Here is a 15,800-nt window from a genome sequence, read left to right on the forward strand (position 1 = left end):
GGTCGTGGCCGTCCTGCTCGCGGGGTGCGGCGTGCTGCCGGTCCCGACACGGTCCCCGGCGTCCCCGGACACCGGGTCCTCGGCCCCCTCGGCACCCTCCGCCTCGACCGCGCCCTCGTCGGTCGCCCCGACCCCGGCGGACGGCCGTCCGCTCGAACCGGTGCCCGCGGTCGTCCCGCCCGGCGTCACCGACCCGCCCGCCGGCTCCGGCCCGGCCCGCTACACCGGGCAGCGGCTCGACTGGCAGCCCTGCTCGCAGCGCGCCGAGTGCGCCTCCGTCTCCGCCCCGCTCGACTGGTCGGCGCCCGACGGGCGCGCCCTGACCCTCGTCGTCGGCCGCATCCGGGCCACAGCGTCGCCCCGGCTCGGGACGCTGTTCATCAACCCCGGCGGGCCGGGCGGCTCGGGGCTCTCGCTGCTCGGCGGCTTCCCGACCCAGGGGCTCGAGCACTACGACGTGGCGAGCTGGGACCCGCGCGGCGTCGGCCGGTCCACCCCGGTCCGCTGCTCGGGCGGCGCCGACCTCGACCGGCTCTTCTCCCTCGACGTCTCGCCCGACGACGACGCGGAGGCCTCGGTCCTGAACACCGCCGCCCGCGACCTCGGCCGCTCCTGCCTGGCCGGCTCGGGGGCGCTGCTCGAGCACATCTCCACCGCCGACACCGTGCGCGACCTCGACCTGCTCCGGGGCCTGGTCGGCGACGAGCGGCTGCACTACCTCGGCTTCTCCTACGGCACGCAGATCGGGGCGCAGTACGCGGACACGTTCCCCGCGCGGACCGGTCCGATGGTGCTCGACGGGGCCGTGGACCTGGACGACGCGTCGAAGGTCAGCCAGATCCAGGGCTTCGAGCGGGCCCTCGGCCACTTCGCCACCTGGTGCGCGGACCAACGCTGCGGCCTGGGCGACGACCGCGCCGCCGTCCTCGACACCGTCAAGCGGCTCCTCACCCGTCTCGACGCGTCCCCGCTGCCCGGGAGCGGCGACCGGGTGCTCACCCAGCAGCTGGGGCTGTCCGGCGTGCTCACCCCGCTCTACGACGGCACGAGCGGCTGGCCGCGTCTCGCCGAGGCGCTCGGGCAGGCGGTCCGTGGCCAGGGCGCCGGCCTGCTCGCCCTCGCCGACCGCGGCAACGAGCGCGACCGAGACGGGAGCTACGGCTCCATCGCCACCGCGTTCCCCGCGATCCGCTGCCTCGACAGCCAGGCGACGAGCGTCGCCGACGCCGACCGCAAGGCCCGCGCGCTCGTGTCGGCGGCGCCGGTGCTCGGACCCTTCAGCGGGCCCGACGTCTTCTGCCCGCTCTGGCCCGTGGCCCCCGCGCCCGAGGCCCGGAACCTGCACCGCGTGGGCGACCGGCCCGTCCTCGTCGTGGGCACGACCGGCGACCCGGCGACGCCGTACGAGTACGCGGTCGCCATGGCCCGCCGGCTCGACTCGGCCGTGCTGCTGACCAACGAGGGGGAGGGCCACACCGGCTACGGCTCCAGCGCGTGCGTGCAGCGGGTCGTGCAGGCCTACCTGAACGAGGGGCGGGTGCCCGCTTCAGGCGCCCGGTGCACCGCAGGCTGATCCGCGCGGCCGACGGCGCTCAGCCGCGCAGCGCCTGCACCGTGTCGTGCACGCACAGGAAGGCGCCCTGCACCGCGATCCCCGCACCGGCCCCGGCCCGGGCGGGGGCGTCCGGGCTCGCGCGCCAGAGCCAGGCGCCGCCCGCGACGTACGCCGCGTCGGCCGCCGCGTTGACCAGCAGCACCCGACGCAGCGTCCGCCGCTCCCGCGCGAGCACCGCCGGGGCGTACGGGTTGCCGGAACGTCGCATCCGCCGCCGCCGCAGCGCCCCGGCCACCACGACCACGCCGACGTCGACCGCGGCCCAGCCGACCTGCTGGCGCCCGAAGGCGCGCCACCAGGGGTCCGTGCGCACCGCGAGCGGGAGGCCGACCGCGGTGCTGAGCGCGCTCCACGCCACGGTCGCCCGGGCCAGCGAGACCTGTCGTCGCCAGGGATCCATCACGGCATCACAGCACGACCGGGCGACGGGGTCCGGGCGGGCGGTGCGCGGAGCCCGGTCAGGTCGGCTCGGTCGTGCCGCCCCCGCTGCCCGCGGAACCGTCTGTCGAGGGCTGGGCGCCGGGCGCCTGGCCCTGGGGCGCCGTCGCGTCCGGCGGGGCGCCGAGCGCACCGCGCCCGCCCGGCGCACCGCTGCCGTCCGGACCGGTCTGGCCCGTCCGGTCGGCCTGGCTCGTCACGACCGACGTGGGGGCGGCGGTCGAGACGACGGCGTAGGTGACCCCGCTGCCCGCGAGCACGCCGGCGGCGGCGAGCGTCGCGCCGTACGCCCAGCGGCGCCCGCGCAGCGTGAAGCCCTGCCGTGCCGGGGCGGCAGCGGCGTCGCTGCTGGGGGAGGTCGGGTTCGCGGCCTGCTCGGCGGCGGTCGTCGGGGTGGTCCGGTCGTCCACGGGGTGCTCCTCGGTCGTCGTCGGTGGTCAGCCGGTGCGGCTGCTGGTCACGACGATCCGGGGCGGCCCTGTGCGGGCGCTGCGGCGGCGCTGTCGCGCGCCTGATGATCACGAGGGGGTGGGCGTCCCGCCCGCGGCTTCCGCTTCGACGCGACCGCGTCTGGACGCTATTGTTGGTCCCCGCGCCTCGCGCGCGTGCCGCCTTAGCTCAGTTGGTAGAGCGACGCTCTCGTAAAGCGTAGGTCGTCGGTTCGAATCCGACAGGTGGCTCCCCGGCCCCGGTCGTCGACCGCGCGTGCCAGACCCGACCTCGACTCAGACGCTCGCCGCACCCACGGCCGCGTACGTCTCGTCGAAGACCTCGCCCATCGGGCGGTCCTCCTCCAGCCAGCGGCCGAAGCCCACGCGGAACACCAGCACGCCGACCTCGGCGGCGAGGGTCGCGGCCGGTTCGGCGACGCCACGCCCGCGCAGGGCGCCGGCCAGGGCGTCGGTCAGCGTCGCCATCTTCATGAGCTCGCGCTCCAGGAGCACCGGGTTGCCCGCCACCACGGCCTGGCGCCGACCCGCGTGGGCCCGCCGGTCGTCGAAGAACGACGCGCTCGCGGCCAGGCCGGCCCGCACCGCCTCCGAGGGCGTCGCGTCGGCCGGGGCCTCGGCGACGGCCTGGCTCATCACCTCGGCCAGCACGGTCGAGCCGCTGAACAGCACCTCGCGCTTGTCGGCGAAGTGGCGGAAGAAGGTGCGCTCGGTCAGCCCGGCCACGGCGGCGATGTCGGCGACGGTCGTGGCCTCGTAGCCGCGCTCCTCGAACAGCTCGAGCCCGGCCCGCTCCAGGCGCGTCCGCGCGTCCGGCTGCCAGCGACCCATGCGCCGATCCTACTGACGGCAGTCACTGACATGGCGGTGCTACGGTGGCGGCACCACCACGTCAGTCACTGACATCAAGGAGAGACCATGCACGTCTTCGTCACCGGCGCGACCGGCTTCATCGGCTCGGCCGTCGTCCCCGAGCTGCTCGCCGCCGGCCACACGGTCACCGGCCTGGCGCGCTCGGACACCTCTGCCGCCCGGCTCGAGGAGGCCGGTGCGGCGGTGATCCGCGGCGACCTCGCCGACCTCGACGCCCTGCGCCGTGGCGCGACCGGTGCGGACGGGACCATCCACCTCGGCTTCGTCCACGACTTCGCGAACTTCGCCGCCGCCGGCGTCACCGACGCCACGGCCATCACCGCCATGGCCGATTCGCTGGAGGGCACCGGCAAGGCCCTCGTCACGGCGTCCGGCACGCTCGGGCTGCCGGCCGGCCGCGTCGTCACCGAGCGCGACGTGCCGGCGCAGCCCTACCGCGCGACCGCCCTGGCGCACGCGGACCGCGGCGTCCGGGCGGTCGAGCTCCGGCTGGCGCCGAGCGTGCACGGCCCGGGCGACGGCGGCTTCGTCCCTGCGTTGATCGGCATCGCGCGCGAGCGCGGCACGTCGGCGTACGTCGGGGACGGCTCGGGCACCTGGCCGGCGGTCCACCGCCTCGACGCCGCCCGGCTCTTCCGGCTTGCGGTCGAGTCGGCGCCGGCCGGGTCGGTGCTGCACGGCGCGGCCGAGGAGGGCATCGCGACGCGGGCGATCGCCGAGACCATCGCGCGGCATCTGGGCGTAGGTGTCACCGCGGTGGAGCCGGGGGAGGCGGCCCAGCAGCACTTCGGCTGGATGGGCCCGTTCTTCTCCATGGACGTCCGGGCCTCGCACGCCCTCACCACCGAGCTGCTCGGCTGGGAACCGACGCACCCGGGCCTGCTCGCCGACCTCGACGAGGGTTCGTACTTCGGTGGGCGCTGAGCCGCTCAGACGACGACGGTCATGCCGCCGTCGACGAAGATCGTCTGCCCCTGGACGAAGTCGGAGGCGGGGGAGGCGAGCCAGACGGTGGGGCCGACGAGGTCGGCGGTCGTGCCCCACCGGGCGGCCGGGGTGCGGCCGACGACCCAGGCCGTGAACTGTTCGTCGTCGACGAGGGCCTGCGTCATCTCCGTCGCGAGGTAGCCGGGGGCGAGCGCGTTCACCTGCAGCCCGGCGCCGGCCCACTCCGCGGCCATCGCCCGGGTGAGGTTGCGCAGGCCGCCCTTGGCCGCGGTGTAGGGCGCGATGCCGGGCCGGGCGAGGTCGGACTGGACTGACGCGATGTTGACGATCTTGCCCCGGCCGCGGCTGATCATGCCCCGGGCGACCGCGCGGCCGACGAGGAACGCCGCGGTGAGGTCGGTGTCGATCACCCGTCGCCAGTCGGCCACGTCGAGGTCGACGAGCGGGACGCGGTGCTGCACCCCGGCGTTGTTGACCAGCACGCCGATCGCGCCCACGCCCGTCTCCACCTCGGCGACGGCGGCGTCGACCGCGGCGGCGTCGGTGACGTCGAAGGCGTACGCGCGCACGCGGTCCTCTCCGAAGCGGTCCGCGAGCTCGGCGCGGGTCCGCTCCAGCCGCACGGTGTCGCGGCCGTTGAGGACGACGGTCGCGCCGGCCCCCGCGAGGCCCTCGGCCAGCGCCCGCCCGATGCCCCGGCTCGAGCCGGTCACCAGCGCGGTCGTGCCGGTGAGGTCGAACAGGGCGGCGACGCTGGGCTCGGGCACCCGCCCATCCCACCACCCGCCTCAGGTCGCGGTGCGGGCCGTACGCTCCGCCCGTGCCCACGCTGACCACCGAGGTCCTCGAGCTCGCCTACACCGAGGCCGGCCCGGCCGACGGGGCCCCGGTCCTGCTCCTGCACGGCTGGCCCGACGCCGCCCGGGGCTGGACCCCGGTCGCGGCACGCCTGGCCGACGCCGGCCACCGGGTGCTGCTGCCCGAGTGGCGGGGCACCGGCGGCACGCGGTTCCGCTCGGCCGGGACCGTCCGCGACGCGACCGCGTACGCCCTGGCCGCCGACGTGCTCGACCTGGCCGACGGGCTGGGGCTCGAGCGGTTCGCGGTGGTCGGCCACGACTGGGGCGCCCGGGTCGCCTACGTGCTCGCCGCGCTGGTGCCGGAGCGGCTGAGCAGCATCGCCGGGCTGGCGCTGGCCTACCAGCCGCGCGGGGAGTTCCGCTTTCCCTCGTGGGCGCAGGCGCAGAACTTCTGGTACCAGTGGCTGATGTACGTCGACGCGGGCGCGCAGGCCGTGCGCGCGGACCCGGTCGGCTTCGCTCGGCGGCAGTGGGAGACGTGGAGCCCGCCGGGCTGGTGGGACGAGGCCGAGCTGGAGGCGACGGCGGAGGTCGCGTTCCGGCACCCGGACTGGCCCGCCACCACGCTGAACGGCTACCGCTCACGCTTCCTCGCCGACGAGCCCGTCGACCCTCGGTACGACGACCTGCGCCGCCGCGTCGCGGCGGTCGACCACCTCGGCGTCCCGACGCTGATGATCCAGGGCGGCGCGGACGCCTGCGACCCGCCGTCGGAGTCGGAGGGGCTGGAGGGCTGCTTCGACGCGTACCGGCGGGTGGTGCTCGACGGCGTCGGCCACTTCCCCCAGCGCGAGGCCCCCGAGGCGGTGGCCGACCTGGTGCTCGCCCACCTGGCCGCGCACCCGTGACGGGCGGGCGTCCGCTCAGCGCGGCTGGGTGAGGGCGTCCAGGTAGCGGTCCGTCATCGTGCGCTGCAGGCCGCGCCCGACCGGACCGGCCAGCCGGGTGAACCACCGCCCGGGCCGCGAGAAGGCCCGGACCCTCGCCTCCACGGCACCGTCCTCGCGCAGCGCGACCTCGAAGCGCTCCTCGCCGAGCTCGGGGTGCCCGGCGAGCGTCCCGTACGCGAAGCCGACGCGGTCCTGCTCGCTCGTGACCACCACGACCTCGACGGGGGCGCGGACCAGCAGCGGCCCGACGCCGAGGCCGAGGACGGCCCGGACGCCGAGCGCCACCTCGCGCTCCGCGTCCACCCGGATGCCGGCCCGGCGCTGCACCTGCCAGGTCAGCACCCGCGCGGCGGCCACGTCGAACCAGTCGCGGCCCTGCCCGACCACGCGCGTCACGTCGAGGTGGTGGTAGCCGTCCGGCAGCGCGCCACCGGTCGAGCCGACCTCGGCGTAGGACAGGGGCAGCCCCGCCAGGTCCCGCGCCCCGCTCACGCCTGCTCCCCGACGGCGAGGGCGACGACGCGCGCGAGGCGCTCGGTGTGGGCGCCGGGCCAGTAGACGCGGCCGCAGCCCGGGCACCGGGCGAAGGTGTCCTGCGAGCGGAGCGTCCCCGGCTCGAGCAGGTGTGCGACCTCGGCCTTGGTCGCGTCGACGAGGACCCCGTTGCAGGCGGTGCAGCGCGACCACGGGCGCAGGGCCGGGCGGAAGCGGTCGAGCACGTCGGTCAGCTGGTCGTCGGGGTCGGAGCCCCGCACGTACGCCCCGGCCCACAACGCGCGCCGCTTGAGCAGCCCGCGATCCTGGGTCAGCAGGACCCGGCGCTCCGCATTGGCCAGCTCGACCAGGGCGGGGTCGCCCGCCTCCTCGGGCCACGCGGTGTCGAGGCCGAGCAGCCGCAGCCGGCGCGCAAGCGCGCCGAGGTGGACGTCGAGCACGAAGCCGCCGAGCCAGCCGTCGGGCCGTTGGGGTCGCGCGACGGGGGAGACGTGGACCTCCTCGGAGCCCTCGGCCCGCGTCACCGCGCCGACCTCGGTCAGCGGGACGCCCGCCGCCTCGACGACGTGGCCGAGCGAGGACGTGCCGTCCCAGGCCACCTCGGCCCGCGGACGCCGCCGCGCCGCCGGCAGGAGCACCCACAGCCCGGGGTCGACCACGAGGGTGAGTCGGTCGCTGGTCACCCCTCCATCCTGCGTGCCCGGCCGGCGTGCGGTGGCGACGGCGGCACGGCGCAGGGCTCGCTGAGAATGTTCTGAATCCCGTAGAGATCTCCGGCGGCTCGTCCGGCCCGGTGGTTGAGTTCCGGCATCGACACGTCAGGCCTCGGGGGCCAGGGGTGGCGGCGCAGGGAAGGGTCCCGAGACGCCGCTGGTGCTCGTGCGCGCCGCTGGGCGCTGCGGGCCGGACTGGTCCTGGCCGCGGGTGCGGCGGGTCTGGCGGTCACCGCGGGCTCCGCGTCGGCCGACACCGGCCTCGGCGGCACGCTCGACCAGGTGTCGAGCACCGTGAAGAAGGTCACCGGCGGTTCGTCGCACGCCTCCTCCGCACCGAAGCACTCATCGGGCTCGAAGGCCTCCGCGCCTCGCCCGGCCACGCACTCCTCGCCGCGGGCGTCGGTCCGCACCGTCGTCAAGCCGGTCGCCCGCACCGTCCACCGCGCCGCGAAGCCCGTGATCCGGGTGGAGCGGGCGCACTCCACGCCCGCCGTGAAGCCGGTGCCGGCGAGGACGAGCCCGGCCAAGACCGTCGTGACGAAGGCGACCAAGGCGACCAAGGCGACCAAGCAGACGACCCGGAGGGCGTCGGCGCCCGCCGTACGCCTCGACCGCGCGGCGAGCACCGTGGCCTCCGACCTCCTGCGCGCGAGCGTGCGGCCCGCCGCCGTGGCCGCGCAGGTCGGTCCGGCCAGGGTGTCGACGACGGTCCTCGCCGACGTCACCGCCGCCGTGCTGCCCTCCTCGCTCGACCTGACCTCGGTGCTGCCGCGTCTGGACGTGGCCGTGGACGTGCCGGTCGTCGACCTCGGCCGTGTGACGCTGCCGGTCGTCGCGGTCGAGGTGGGGCTGCCGCCGGTCCTCGCTCCCGTCGACCTGCCCGTGCCGTCCGCCCTGCCGGCCGTGCCGGCACCGACCTCCGCGTCGGCCACCGCTCCCGACCTCGCGTCGACCGCGACCGCGGTCCGGCCGTCCGGCTCGTCCGCGACGAGCAGCCCGACCCCGGCCGGCCTGGTCGGCCCCCGGGTCCTGAGCCCCGCCGCCGACGGCGTCACCGCGTCCCGCAGCGGCGGCACCGCGGTCCGTCCCGTGGCGGCTGCCGCGGACGCCGGCCTCTCGCTGCTCACCGGGCTCGGCGCCGCCGGCGCCGGTCTGGGCGCGGCTCCCGGCGGCTCGGCGAGCACCGCCGGCCTCGGCCTCGCGCTGCTCGCCCTCCTCGCGGTCGCCGGCCCGGCCGGCCTGACCGCCCTCCGCCCGTCCCCCGTCCCCGGGCGCCACGGGCACACGTCGCGGCTGCTGCGCCAGCCCGGCTTCGCTCCTGACTGAGCTCTCTCCCTGCACCCAGGTGCCCACCCCGCCCCCGGGCGGTGCGTCGGCACGGCGTCCCTTGCGCGCCGGTCCCTGGGCCCCACCCGCCTCCTGGTCGAGGTGCGGGCCCGTCCCCTGAACCCGTAGAGAGAAGCAACCCCCATGAACCCATGGCTCACCCGCCTGCTCGCCGGAGCAGCCTGCACCGTCGGGGCCCTCGCCCTGACCACCGGTGCCGCCCAGGCCGACGACCACGGTCTCGACCTCGGCGTCGTCAAGGTCTCCACTCACACCGACCACAAGAGCTCGTCCACCACGAGCTCCGCATCGACGTCGACGTCGGCCCACCGCTCGGGCGGGCTGAAGGTGTCCCTGCGCACGCCGGTCAAGGTCCGTGCGGACGTCGACCTCACGCCCCGGCGTACGGCGGTCCGCGTCGACGCCGGTACGCACCGGTCCAGCAGCACGACCCGCCCCAACCGGTCGACGGCGCACGTCGGCGCCCGCGCCACCGTCGGGCAGAGCCAGCACGCGACGAGCACCCTGACGGCCCGGGCGAAGGCGGCCGAGGTGAAGGCCGATCGGGCTGCGGCGCGCTGGTCGTCCGCGCCGACGTGCGGCTGCTGGACGAGCTTCTCCCCGCTGCCCGCATCCTCGCCGACGCGAGCGTGGTGGACCTGCCGGTGCAGGCGTGCGTGCTGGTCAACGCGGACGGCTGCTCCGAGGGCTCGGCCGGCTCGGCCGGCTCCGGCACCTCCGTCGGTGGTTCTGCTGGTGGTCCCACCGACGGCTCGACGGGCGCCTCCACGGGCGGCGCGGGCACGCTGATCAGCTCCGTCGTGACCGCGACCGCGGACGACGTCCCCGTGGTCGGCGACCTCGACGCGTGCGTCCTGGTGGACGCGACCGGCTGCACCACCCACGGCGGCACGGGCTCGGACGGCTCGGGCACGAACGGGTCGGCCTCGAACGGGTCGGGCTCCGGCTCGGATGACGCCGCGGCCGTCGTGACCGCGATCGCCGAGGCCACCGCCGACCTGCCGGTCGTCGGCGACGTCGACGCCTGCGTCCTCGTGAACGCGGCGGCCTGCGGGGGCGTCACGGACGGCACCGGCACGACGCCGGTGCTGCCGGTGCTGCTGCCCCCGGTCGTCGGCCAGGTCGACACCGACCTCCCGCTCGTCGGCGGCGTGGACGCCTGCGTCCTGGTGAACGCCCTCGGCTGCGCCGACGGGACCGACGGGACCGGCAGCGGGACCCCGACCGGCCCGGTCGTCCCCGTGGTGCCGGTCGTCGTCGGGACCGTCGACGGCACCGTCCCCGGCGTCGGCTCGGTCGACGCCTGCGTCCTGGTGAACGCGCTCGGCTGCAACACCGGCACGTCGACCACGCCCACCACGCCGACCACCCCCGGTGACGGCGACGGCAACGGCGGTGACAACGGCAACGGCGCCGGCAACGGGTCGGACGTCCGCCGCGGTGCGGACGACACGCTGCTCCTGTCCGGGCCGCGTGGCTCGGCCGGCTCGGGGCAGGGGAGCGACCACCTGGCGCAGACCGGGGCGGCCGCCGGCCTCACCGGGCTCGCGGGGGCCGCGCTGCTCCTGCTGCTGGCCGGTCTGACCCTCCTGCGCCGCGCTCAGGCCGCCCAGCGCGCGAGCGTCACCTCGAGGAGGTGCTCGAAGAGCTCGAGCAGGTCGACGCGCGGGTCGAGGAGCCACTGCAGCTCGATGCCGTCCATCGCCGCGACGAAGAGCCGGGCCTCGTGCTCGGCCCGCTCCGCGCTCATCGCGCCCACCTCGCCGTCCTCGACCGCCTCGAGCAGGTGCCCGGCGTGCTCGCCGACCACGGTCGCGTACCGCTCCTGCACGAAGGCCCGGGCCGGGTGGTCCGGGCTGGTGGCCTCCGCGGACAGGGTGAGGAAGAGCTCGATGAGCCCGGGGTGGACGGCGTTGTACGCCATCGCCTCGCGCATGCTGCGGATCCAGGCCAGGCCGCGCAGCCCGTCGAGGCCGGCGGGCCGGCTGGCGCGTCCCCACTCGGAGAGGACGGCGGCGAGCAGGCCCTCCTTCGTGCCGAAGTACTGCACGAGCGAGGCGGAGGAGACCCCGACGCGCTCGGCGATCGTCCGCAGCGAGCCGCCGTGGTAGCCGCGCTCGGCGAAGACCTGGGTCGCGGCCCGCACGATGGCGGAGCGCCGCTCGAGGCCCTTGCGGTAGGGCCCTCGGCCGGAGCGGGGCGCGACCAGGTCGGCGTCCGGGACCGGTCCCGTCGTCTCTCTCGGCCCCGTCTGCACCGCCCACCTCCTCGGACCCGCGCCGGCCGAAAAGTTAGCACTTGGTTAGCATTCGGACGAAGCGGCGGCCGGGACGGCCGTGCACCTGCGGACGAGGAGAACGATGGCTTCCAGCGGTCCCGTCGGCGTCGGGTTCATCGGCACCGGCATGATCAGCAGCACCTACCTGGAGAACCTCGGCCGGTTCCCCGACCTGCGGGTGGTCGTGCTCGGCGACCTCAACCCCGAGGTGGCGCGGGCCCAGGCCGAGCGGTTCGGGGTCCCCGCCTGGGGCAGCCCCAACGACGTGCTCTCGCACCCCGACGTCGAGCTGGTCGTCAACCTGACACTGCCCGCCTTCCACGCCGAGGTGTCCTCCCGCGCGGTCGCCGCCGGCAAGCACGTCTGGTCGGAGAAGCCGATCAGCACCGACCGCGAGAGCGGGCGCGAGCTGCTGGCCCGCGCCGCGGAGGCCGGCCTGCTCGTCGGCTGCGCCCCCGACACGGTCCTCGGCCCGGGCGTCCAGTCGGCCCGGCGCGCCATCGCCCGCGGCGACATCGGCGAGCCGTTGTCGGCCCAGACCGTCATGCAGTACATCGGGCCGGACATCTTCCACCCGAACCCCGACTTCTACTACGCCCCCGGCGGCGGCCCGCTCTTCGACATGGGCCCCTACTACCTGACGACGCTCGTGCAGGTCTTCGGCTCGGTCAAGAACGTCGCCGCGTTCGGCTCCACCGGCCGTACGGAGCGCTCGGTCCAGGTCGGTCCGCGGCGCGGCGAGACCTACCCGGTGCAGGTTCCGACGCTCGTCTCCGCGATCGCCTCGTACGTCGACGGCGGCGTCAGCCAGAGCCTGTTCAGCTTCGACTCCCCGCTCAAGCGGCAGGGCGTCGTCGAGGTCACCGGCACCGAGGGGACCCTCGTGATCCCCGACCCGAACCGCTTCACCGGTGAGGTCCGGATCGCGCGCGGCCCGGTCCTCGGCGACGCGCGCACGCCCGAGGAGGTCCGGGCCGTCAACCAGGGCCCGCAGACCTGGGAGGACGTCCCCGTCACCGGCGCGTACGCCGAGCGCGGCCTCGGCGTCCTCGACCTGGCGCGCGCCGCGCGCACGGGCGGGCGCCCGCTCGCCTCCGGCGACCTCGCCTACCACGTGCTCGACACCATGGTCGCGATCGACGACTCGGTCCGCGACGGGCAGGTGGTCGAGGTCGAGAGCCGCGTCGAGCGGGTGCCGCTCGTCGACGAGGCGTTCGACCCGTTCGCCGCCACCCTCTAGCAGCAGCCCGGTCCGACCCGGACCGAGCCCGGCCCACCCCTCGCAGCGACGCAGAAGGAGCACGCCCATGCCCACGCCCGAGATCTCGGCCCAGCTCTACTCGATCCACGACGAGCTCGACGCCGACCTGGACGGTTCGCTGGCCCGTCTCGCCGAAACCGGCCTGACCACGGTCGAGGCCTTCGACTTCGTCCGCCGGGCCGACGCGCTCAAGGCGTCCTTCGACAAGCACGGGCTGCACTCGCCGACCGCGCACGCGGTGCTCGTCGAGAAGACGGCGAACACCCCCGACGGCCTGCTCACCCGGCCGCCGGCGGAGGAGGTCTTCGCCGCGGCGAAGGTCCTCGGGGTCGAGACCGTCATCGACCCGCACGTGCGGGCGGCCAAGTGGCAGACCCGAGAGGACGTGGAGCGCACCGCCGCCCGGCTCAACGAGGTCGCGGTCCAGGCGGCCGAGCAGGGCCTCCGCGTCGGCTACCACAACCACGACCACGAGCTCTCGTCGCTGATCGACGGCACCGCGGCGCTCGAGGTCTTCGCCGGCCTGCTCGACGACTCCGTGCTCCTCGAGGTCGACCTCTACTGGGCGACCGCGGGCGGCGTCGACCCCGCCGGCCTCCTGCAGCGCCTCGGCGACCGGGTGGTCGCCGTGCACGTCAAGGACGGGCCCATGCGCCCGGGGATCACGTCTCGGCAGCTGCCGAAGGACCAGGCGGTCGCCGGCACCGGGGACGTCCCGCTGGCCGACGCCCTGTGCGCGGCGACCTCCGCGCGCTACGCCGTGCTGGAGTTCGACCACTACGAGGGCGACACCTTCGAGGCCATCGCCCAGAGCCACGCGTGGCTGAAGGCCCAGCTCGGGGGCTGACGCCGGCGTACGAGACCAGCGTCGGGCCCGTGCGGCCGGTCGGGCCCGGCGTGCTCCACCGCCGTACGCGTCGGGCGGCACGCTCGCGGACGGCCCGCCACCTCGTACGAGCACCGCGGCTCCCTCACGCCCCGCTTCGGCACGGCACGGCACGGCACCGGACTCACACCCGTCCGGACCTCACGCACCACGTCGTCAGGAACCTGTGCGCGCACAGGTTCCCGCACCTGGGTGGCCGCACTCCGCGTCGACGGAGGTGGGCGCTGGGGCCGGTCGCCTACGCTGACCGCCGTGACGACGGTGGTGGTGGGGTGCTGATGGTGACCAGGTTCGGGCTGCTCGCGGCGGGTGCCGCGGTGCTCGTGGCGTCGGCCTGCTCGTCGAGCCCGACCACGCCGGCGCCGTCGCCCGCCCCGTCGAGCGAGACGTCGTCCGCAGCGCCCACCGCACCGGCCGGCGCGTGCCCCGACGGCGCGTACCGCGTCACCGCGCTGGAGGGCCGCGGCAGCGCGTCCGCCCTGGGCAAGGGCAGCGGCGGCGACATCGACGCCTCGTTCTCCGACGGCGACTTCACCATCAGCTCCGACGGCGCCGACCCGGTCAAGGTCGACCTCGGCCCGGTCAACGCCGACATGCGCTTCAACGGCAAGATCACCGGCACGTACGAGGGCGACTCAGATGCGCTGAGGCTCACCACCACGAGCGCCGACGGCGAGGTGACGGTTAAGGGCTTCGGCTTCACCCGCTCCCGCTCCGCGAGCGCGCTCTCCGGACAGCTCCTCGGCCAGGGCGTGACCGCCCAGGTCGTCTGCGACGACGCCGCGGGCACCGCCGTCGTGACCCTGCCCAACGCCGCCCTCACGCTCACGCGCGCCTGACGGCCTCCGCCTCCGTACCCACCCCGGACTCGCTCCCGGGACTCGCCCTCGCGTTCGCTCGATCTTGCGTCGTTCGCGCGTGTTGCAACACGCGCGAACACCACAAGATCGAGCGAACACTCTCGAGTGTGAGAGTGGACAGAGTCAGGGGATCAGGCTGACCTTGATCGACTCCTTGCCGCTCCCCACGAGGTCGAGGCCGCGCTGGAAGTCCGCGAGCGGCAGCTGGTGGGTGCAGATGTCGTCGAGGGGGAGCGCGCCGGACTCGATCAGGCGGATCGCGGCGCCCCAGGTGTGCGGGCCGAGGTGGGCTCCGAGGACGTTCAGCTCCTTGTCGTCGCTGATGATCGTCCAGTCGACGCTGGCCTCGGCGCCGAAGACGCTGTACTCGACGTAGCGGCCCATCTTGCGCAGCAGGTTGAGGCCCTGGCCGACGGCCGACGGGTGCCCGCTGCCCTCGAGGTAGACGTCGGCGCCCCAGCCGCCGGTGAGCTCCAGGACGCGGGCGACGACGTCCTCCGAGGCGATGTTGATCGTGATGTCCGCGCCGGTGGCCCGCGCGATGCCGAGCTTGGTGTCGTCCATGTCGAGGCCGACGACGAGCTTGGGGTTCTTGGCCCTGGCGCCGGCGATCATGCCCAGCCCGATCGGCCCGCAGCCGGCGACGACGACCACGTCGTCGAAGGTCAGCTGCGCCCGCTCGACGGCGTGCAGCGCGCAGGAGAGGGGCTCGGCGAAGGCGGCGTGGGCCGGCGGCAGGTCCTTGCTGACCCGGTGGACCAGCGAGCCCGCCGGGAAGATCATGTACGGCGCCATCGCGCCCGGGGTCGCGTGCCGGAAGCCGAAGATGTCGTGCGTCGCGCACATGTGGTACGCACCGTCGAGGCAGTAGCGGCACGTCCAGTCCGGCACGATCTGCTCCGCGACGACCCGGTCTCCCGCTCCCACGCCCCACTTCGAGGAGGCGGCGGCGTCGAGCTCGACGATGGTGCCGACGAACTCGTGGCCCGGGATGACGGGCGTCTCGACGTACGCGGTCCGCTGCTCGTCGCCCCAGAACTTGACCGCGCCGTGGTAGCACTTCAGGTCGCTGGCGCAGATGCCGACGGCCTCGACCTTGACCAGGGCCTCGCCCGGTCTGGGCTTCGGGACGGGCACCTCCTCGAGCCGGTAGTCCTCGGGGCCGTGGCAGACGACGGCCTGCATCGTCTCGGGGAGCGGGGCGCCGGTCTGGGTGGGCGCGGTCTCGGACGTCATCGACGGACCTTCCTGCTGGGTGCACGCCGCAGGTCGGACCTCGGCGTGGGGACGGAGCCCCACGCTAACCACCGGGCCGGCGCCGGCCCCGGGTGGATGTCCCGGCGCCGGCGGTCCGCCCGGTGCGACCGACGTCAGTCGGTGAGGCTGTCCTCGTAGTCGACGATCTCGTCGACGTTGGCCTTGGAGTGGCTGGTCGGGTCGAAGGCGTAGCCGAGCCACTCCTTCGCCAGGCGCCGCGCGAGCTGGAGCCCGATGACCCGCTCGCCCATGGTCAGGATCTGGCAGTCGTTGGACAGGATCGAGCGCTCGACGCTGAACGAGTCGTGGGCGACCGTGGCGCGGATGCCCTTGACCTTGTTCGCCGAGATGGCGACGCCGATGCCGGTGCCGCAGACGAGGATCGCGCGGTCGGCCTCGCCGTTGGCGATCTTGGTCGCCGCGGCGATGGCGACGGAGGGGTAGGTGCCGGCCGTGGGGTCGGACTCGTTCACCCCCAGGTCCTCGACGCTGGCCACGCGCGGGTCCTCGCGGGCGTCGGCCAGCAGCGCGTCCTTGTAGTGGTAGCCGGCGCTGTCGCCGCCGAGCAGCAGACGGATGCCCTCGGGCATGGGATCGACCTTCTTTCCTGGGCTTCCTGGGGGGATG

General features: G+C 75.4%; 16 protein-coding genes and 1 tRNA gene. 8 read left to right on the top strand and 9 right to left on the bottom strand.

Going from position 1 to position 15,800, the window contains the following annotated elements; all coding sequences use genetic code 11:
- The first annotated feature begins 160 nt into the window (after positions 1-160).
- A complete protein-coding gene (locus BLU42_RS19335; protein ID WP_157720099.1) occupies positions 161-1,573 on the top strand; it encodes an alpha/beta hydrolase in 1,413 nt (470 codons plus the stop codon).
- Between the two features lie 19 nt (positions 1,574-1,592).
- Here BLU42_RS19335 and BLU42_RS19340 read toward each other — a convergent pair whose 3' ends face one another.
- The gene (locus BLU42_RS19340; protein ID WP_157720100.1) at positions 1,593-2,015 is read right to left on the bottom strand and encodes a DUF6992 family protein; all 423 of its coding nucleotides are present in this window, start codon (positions 2,013-2,015) and stop codon (positions 1,593-1,595) included.
- A gap of 58 nt (positions 2,016-2,073) precedes the next feature.
- The gene (locus BLU42_RS19345) at positions 2,074-2,463 is read right to left on the bottom strand and encodes a hypothetical protein (protein ID WP_091078376.1); all 390 of its coding nucleotides are present in this window, start codon (positions 2,461-2,463) and stop codon (positions 2,074-2,076) included.
- Positions 2,464-2,660: 197 nt separating this feature from the next.
- On the opposite strand from BLU42_RS19345, the gene BLU42_RS19350 reads away from it, so the two are divergent.
- Positions 2,661-2,733, top strand: a tRNA-Thr gene (locus tag BLU42_RS19350).
- A 45-nt stretch (positions 2,734-2,778) separates the two neighbouring features.
- Here BLU42_RS19350 and BLU42_RS19355 read toward each other — a convergent pair.
- Positions 2,779-3,333 carry a TetR/AcrR family transcriptional regulator gene (locus BLU42_RS19355; protein ID WP_091078379.1) on the bottom strand — a complete coding sequence of 185 codons (555 nt, stop codon included), beginning with the start codon at positions 3,331-3,333 and terminating at the stop codon, positions 2,779-2,781.
- 87 nt (positions 3,334-3,420) lie between these two features.
- Between BLU42_RS19355 and BLU42_RS19360 the strand changes: the two genes are divergently transcribed.
- Entirely contained in the window at positions 3,421-4,299 is an 879-nt protein-coding gene (locus BLU42_RS19360; RefSeq protein WP_091078382.1) for an SDR family oxidoreductase, read from the top strand.
- Positions 4,300-4,304: 5 nt separating this feature from the next.
- Here the strand turns inward: BLU42_RS19360 and BLU42_RS19365 are convergent, their stop codons facing one another.
- Positions 4,305-5,090 carry an SDR family oxidoreductase gene (locus BLU42_RS19365; protein ID WP_091078385.1) on the bottom strand — a complete coding sequence of 262 codons (786 nt, stop codon included), beginning with the start codon at positions 5,088-5,090 and terminating at the stop codon, positions 4,305-4,307.
- A 53-nt stretch (positions 5,091-5,143) separates the two neighbouring features.
- On the opposite strand from BLU42_RS19365, the gene BLU42_RS19370 reads away from it, so the two are divergent.
- Positions 5,144-6,031, top strand: coding sequence for an alpha/beta fold hydrolase (locus tag BLU42_RS19370; protein ID WP_091078388.1), 888 nt, complete (start codon positions 5,144-5,146; stop codon positions 6,029-6,031).
- A 15-nt stretch (positions 6,032-6,046) separates the two neighbouring features.
- Here BLU42_RS19370 and BLU42_RS19375 read toward each other — a convergent pair whose 3' ends face one another.
- Positions 6,047-6,565: a DUF1990 family protein gene (locus BLU42_RS19375; protein ID WP_231918324.1), complete on the bottom strand. Its 519-nt coding sequence runs from the start codon at positions 6,563-6,565 to the stop codon at positions 6,047-6,049.
- Positions 6,562-7,251, bottom strand: a complete 690-nt coding sequence (locus BLU42_RS19380) for a Mut7-C RNAse domain-containing protein (RefSeq protein ID WP_091078391.1) — start codon at positions 7,249-7,251, stop codon at positions 6,562-6,564. Before BLU42_RS19380 ends, BLU42_RS19375 begins: the two co-directional genes overlap by 4 nt.
- 312 nt (positions 7,252-7,563) lie before the next feature.
- Here BLU42_RS19380 and BLU42_RS19385 point away from each other — a divergent pair, with 312 nt between their 5' ends.
- Positions 7,564-8,610: a hypothetical protein gene (locus tag BLU42_RS19385; RefSeq protein ID WP_091078394.1), complete on the top strand. Its 1,047-nt coding sequence runs from the start codon at positions 7,564-7,566 to the stop codon at positions 8,608-8,610.
- Between the two features lie 1,621 nt (positions 8,611-10,231).
- Here BLU42_RS19385 and BLU42_RS21755 read toward each other — a convergent pair.
- Complete coding sequence (locus tag BLU42_RS21755; RefSeq protein ID WP_197680528.1) at positions 10,232-10,888, bottom strand: TetR/AcrR family transcriptional regulator; 657 nt, start codon at positions 10,886-10,888, stop codon at positions 10,232-10,234.
- A gap of 103 nt (positions 10,889-10,991) precedes the next feature.
- On the opposite strand from BLU42_RS21755, the gene BLU42_RS19400 reads away from it, so the two are divergent.
- The 3 genes from BLU42_RS19400 to BLU42_RS19410 all read left to right on the top strand — a co-directional run bounded on the left by BLU42_RS19400 (position 10,992) and on the right by BLU42_RS19410 (position 13,895).
- Positions 10,992-12,149: a Gfo/Idh/MocA family protein gene (locus BLU42_RS19400; protein WP_091078400.1), complete on the top strand. Its 1,158-nt coding sequence runs from the start codon at positions 10,992-10,994 to the stop codon at positions 12,147-12,149.
- Between the two features lie 67 nt (positions 12,150-12,216).
- Positions 12,217-13,017, top strand: a complete 801-nt coding sequence (locus tag BLU42_RS19405) for a sugar phosphate isomerase/epimerase family protein (protein WP_091078404.1) — start codon at positions 12,217-12,219, stop codon at positions 13,015-13,017.
- Positions 13,018-13,334: 317 nt separating this feature from the next.
- Positions 13,335-13,895, top strand: coding sequence for a hypothetical protein (locus BLU42_RS19410; protein ID WP_157720101.1), 561 nt, complete (start codon positions 13,335-13,337; stop codon positions 13,893-13,895).
- A gap of 144 nt (positions 13,896-14,039) precedes the next feature.
- On the opposite strand, the gene BLU42_RS19415 is transcribed toward BLU42_RS19410, so the two are convergent.
- Both BLU42_RS19415 and BLU42_RS19420 read right to left on the bottom strand, forming a co-directional pair.
- On the bottom strand, positions 14,040-15,152 hold the full coding sequence (locus BLU42_RS19415; RefSeq protein WP_231918329.1) for an alcohol dehydrogenase catalytic domain-containing protein: 1,113 nt from the start codon (positions 15,150-15,152) through the stop codon (positions 14,040-14,042).
- 134 nt (positions 15,153-15,286) lie between these two features.
- The gene (locus BLU42_RS19420) at positions 15,287-15,763 is read right to left on the bottom strand and encodes a ribose-5-phosphate isomerase (protein ID WP_091078410.1); all 477 of its coding nucleotides are present in this window, start codon (positions 15,761-15,763) and stop codon (positions 15,287-15,289) included.
- Positions 15,764-15,800 lie beyond the last annotated feature (37 nt).

The organism is Microlunatus sagamiharensis, assembly GCF_900105785.1.
GTDB classification, from domain to species: Bacteria; Actinomycetota; Actinomycetes; order Propionibacteriales; family Propionibacteriaceae; genus Microlunatus; species Microlunatus sagamiharensis.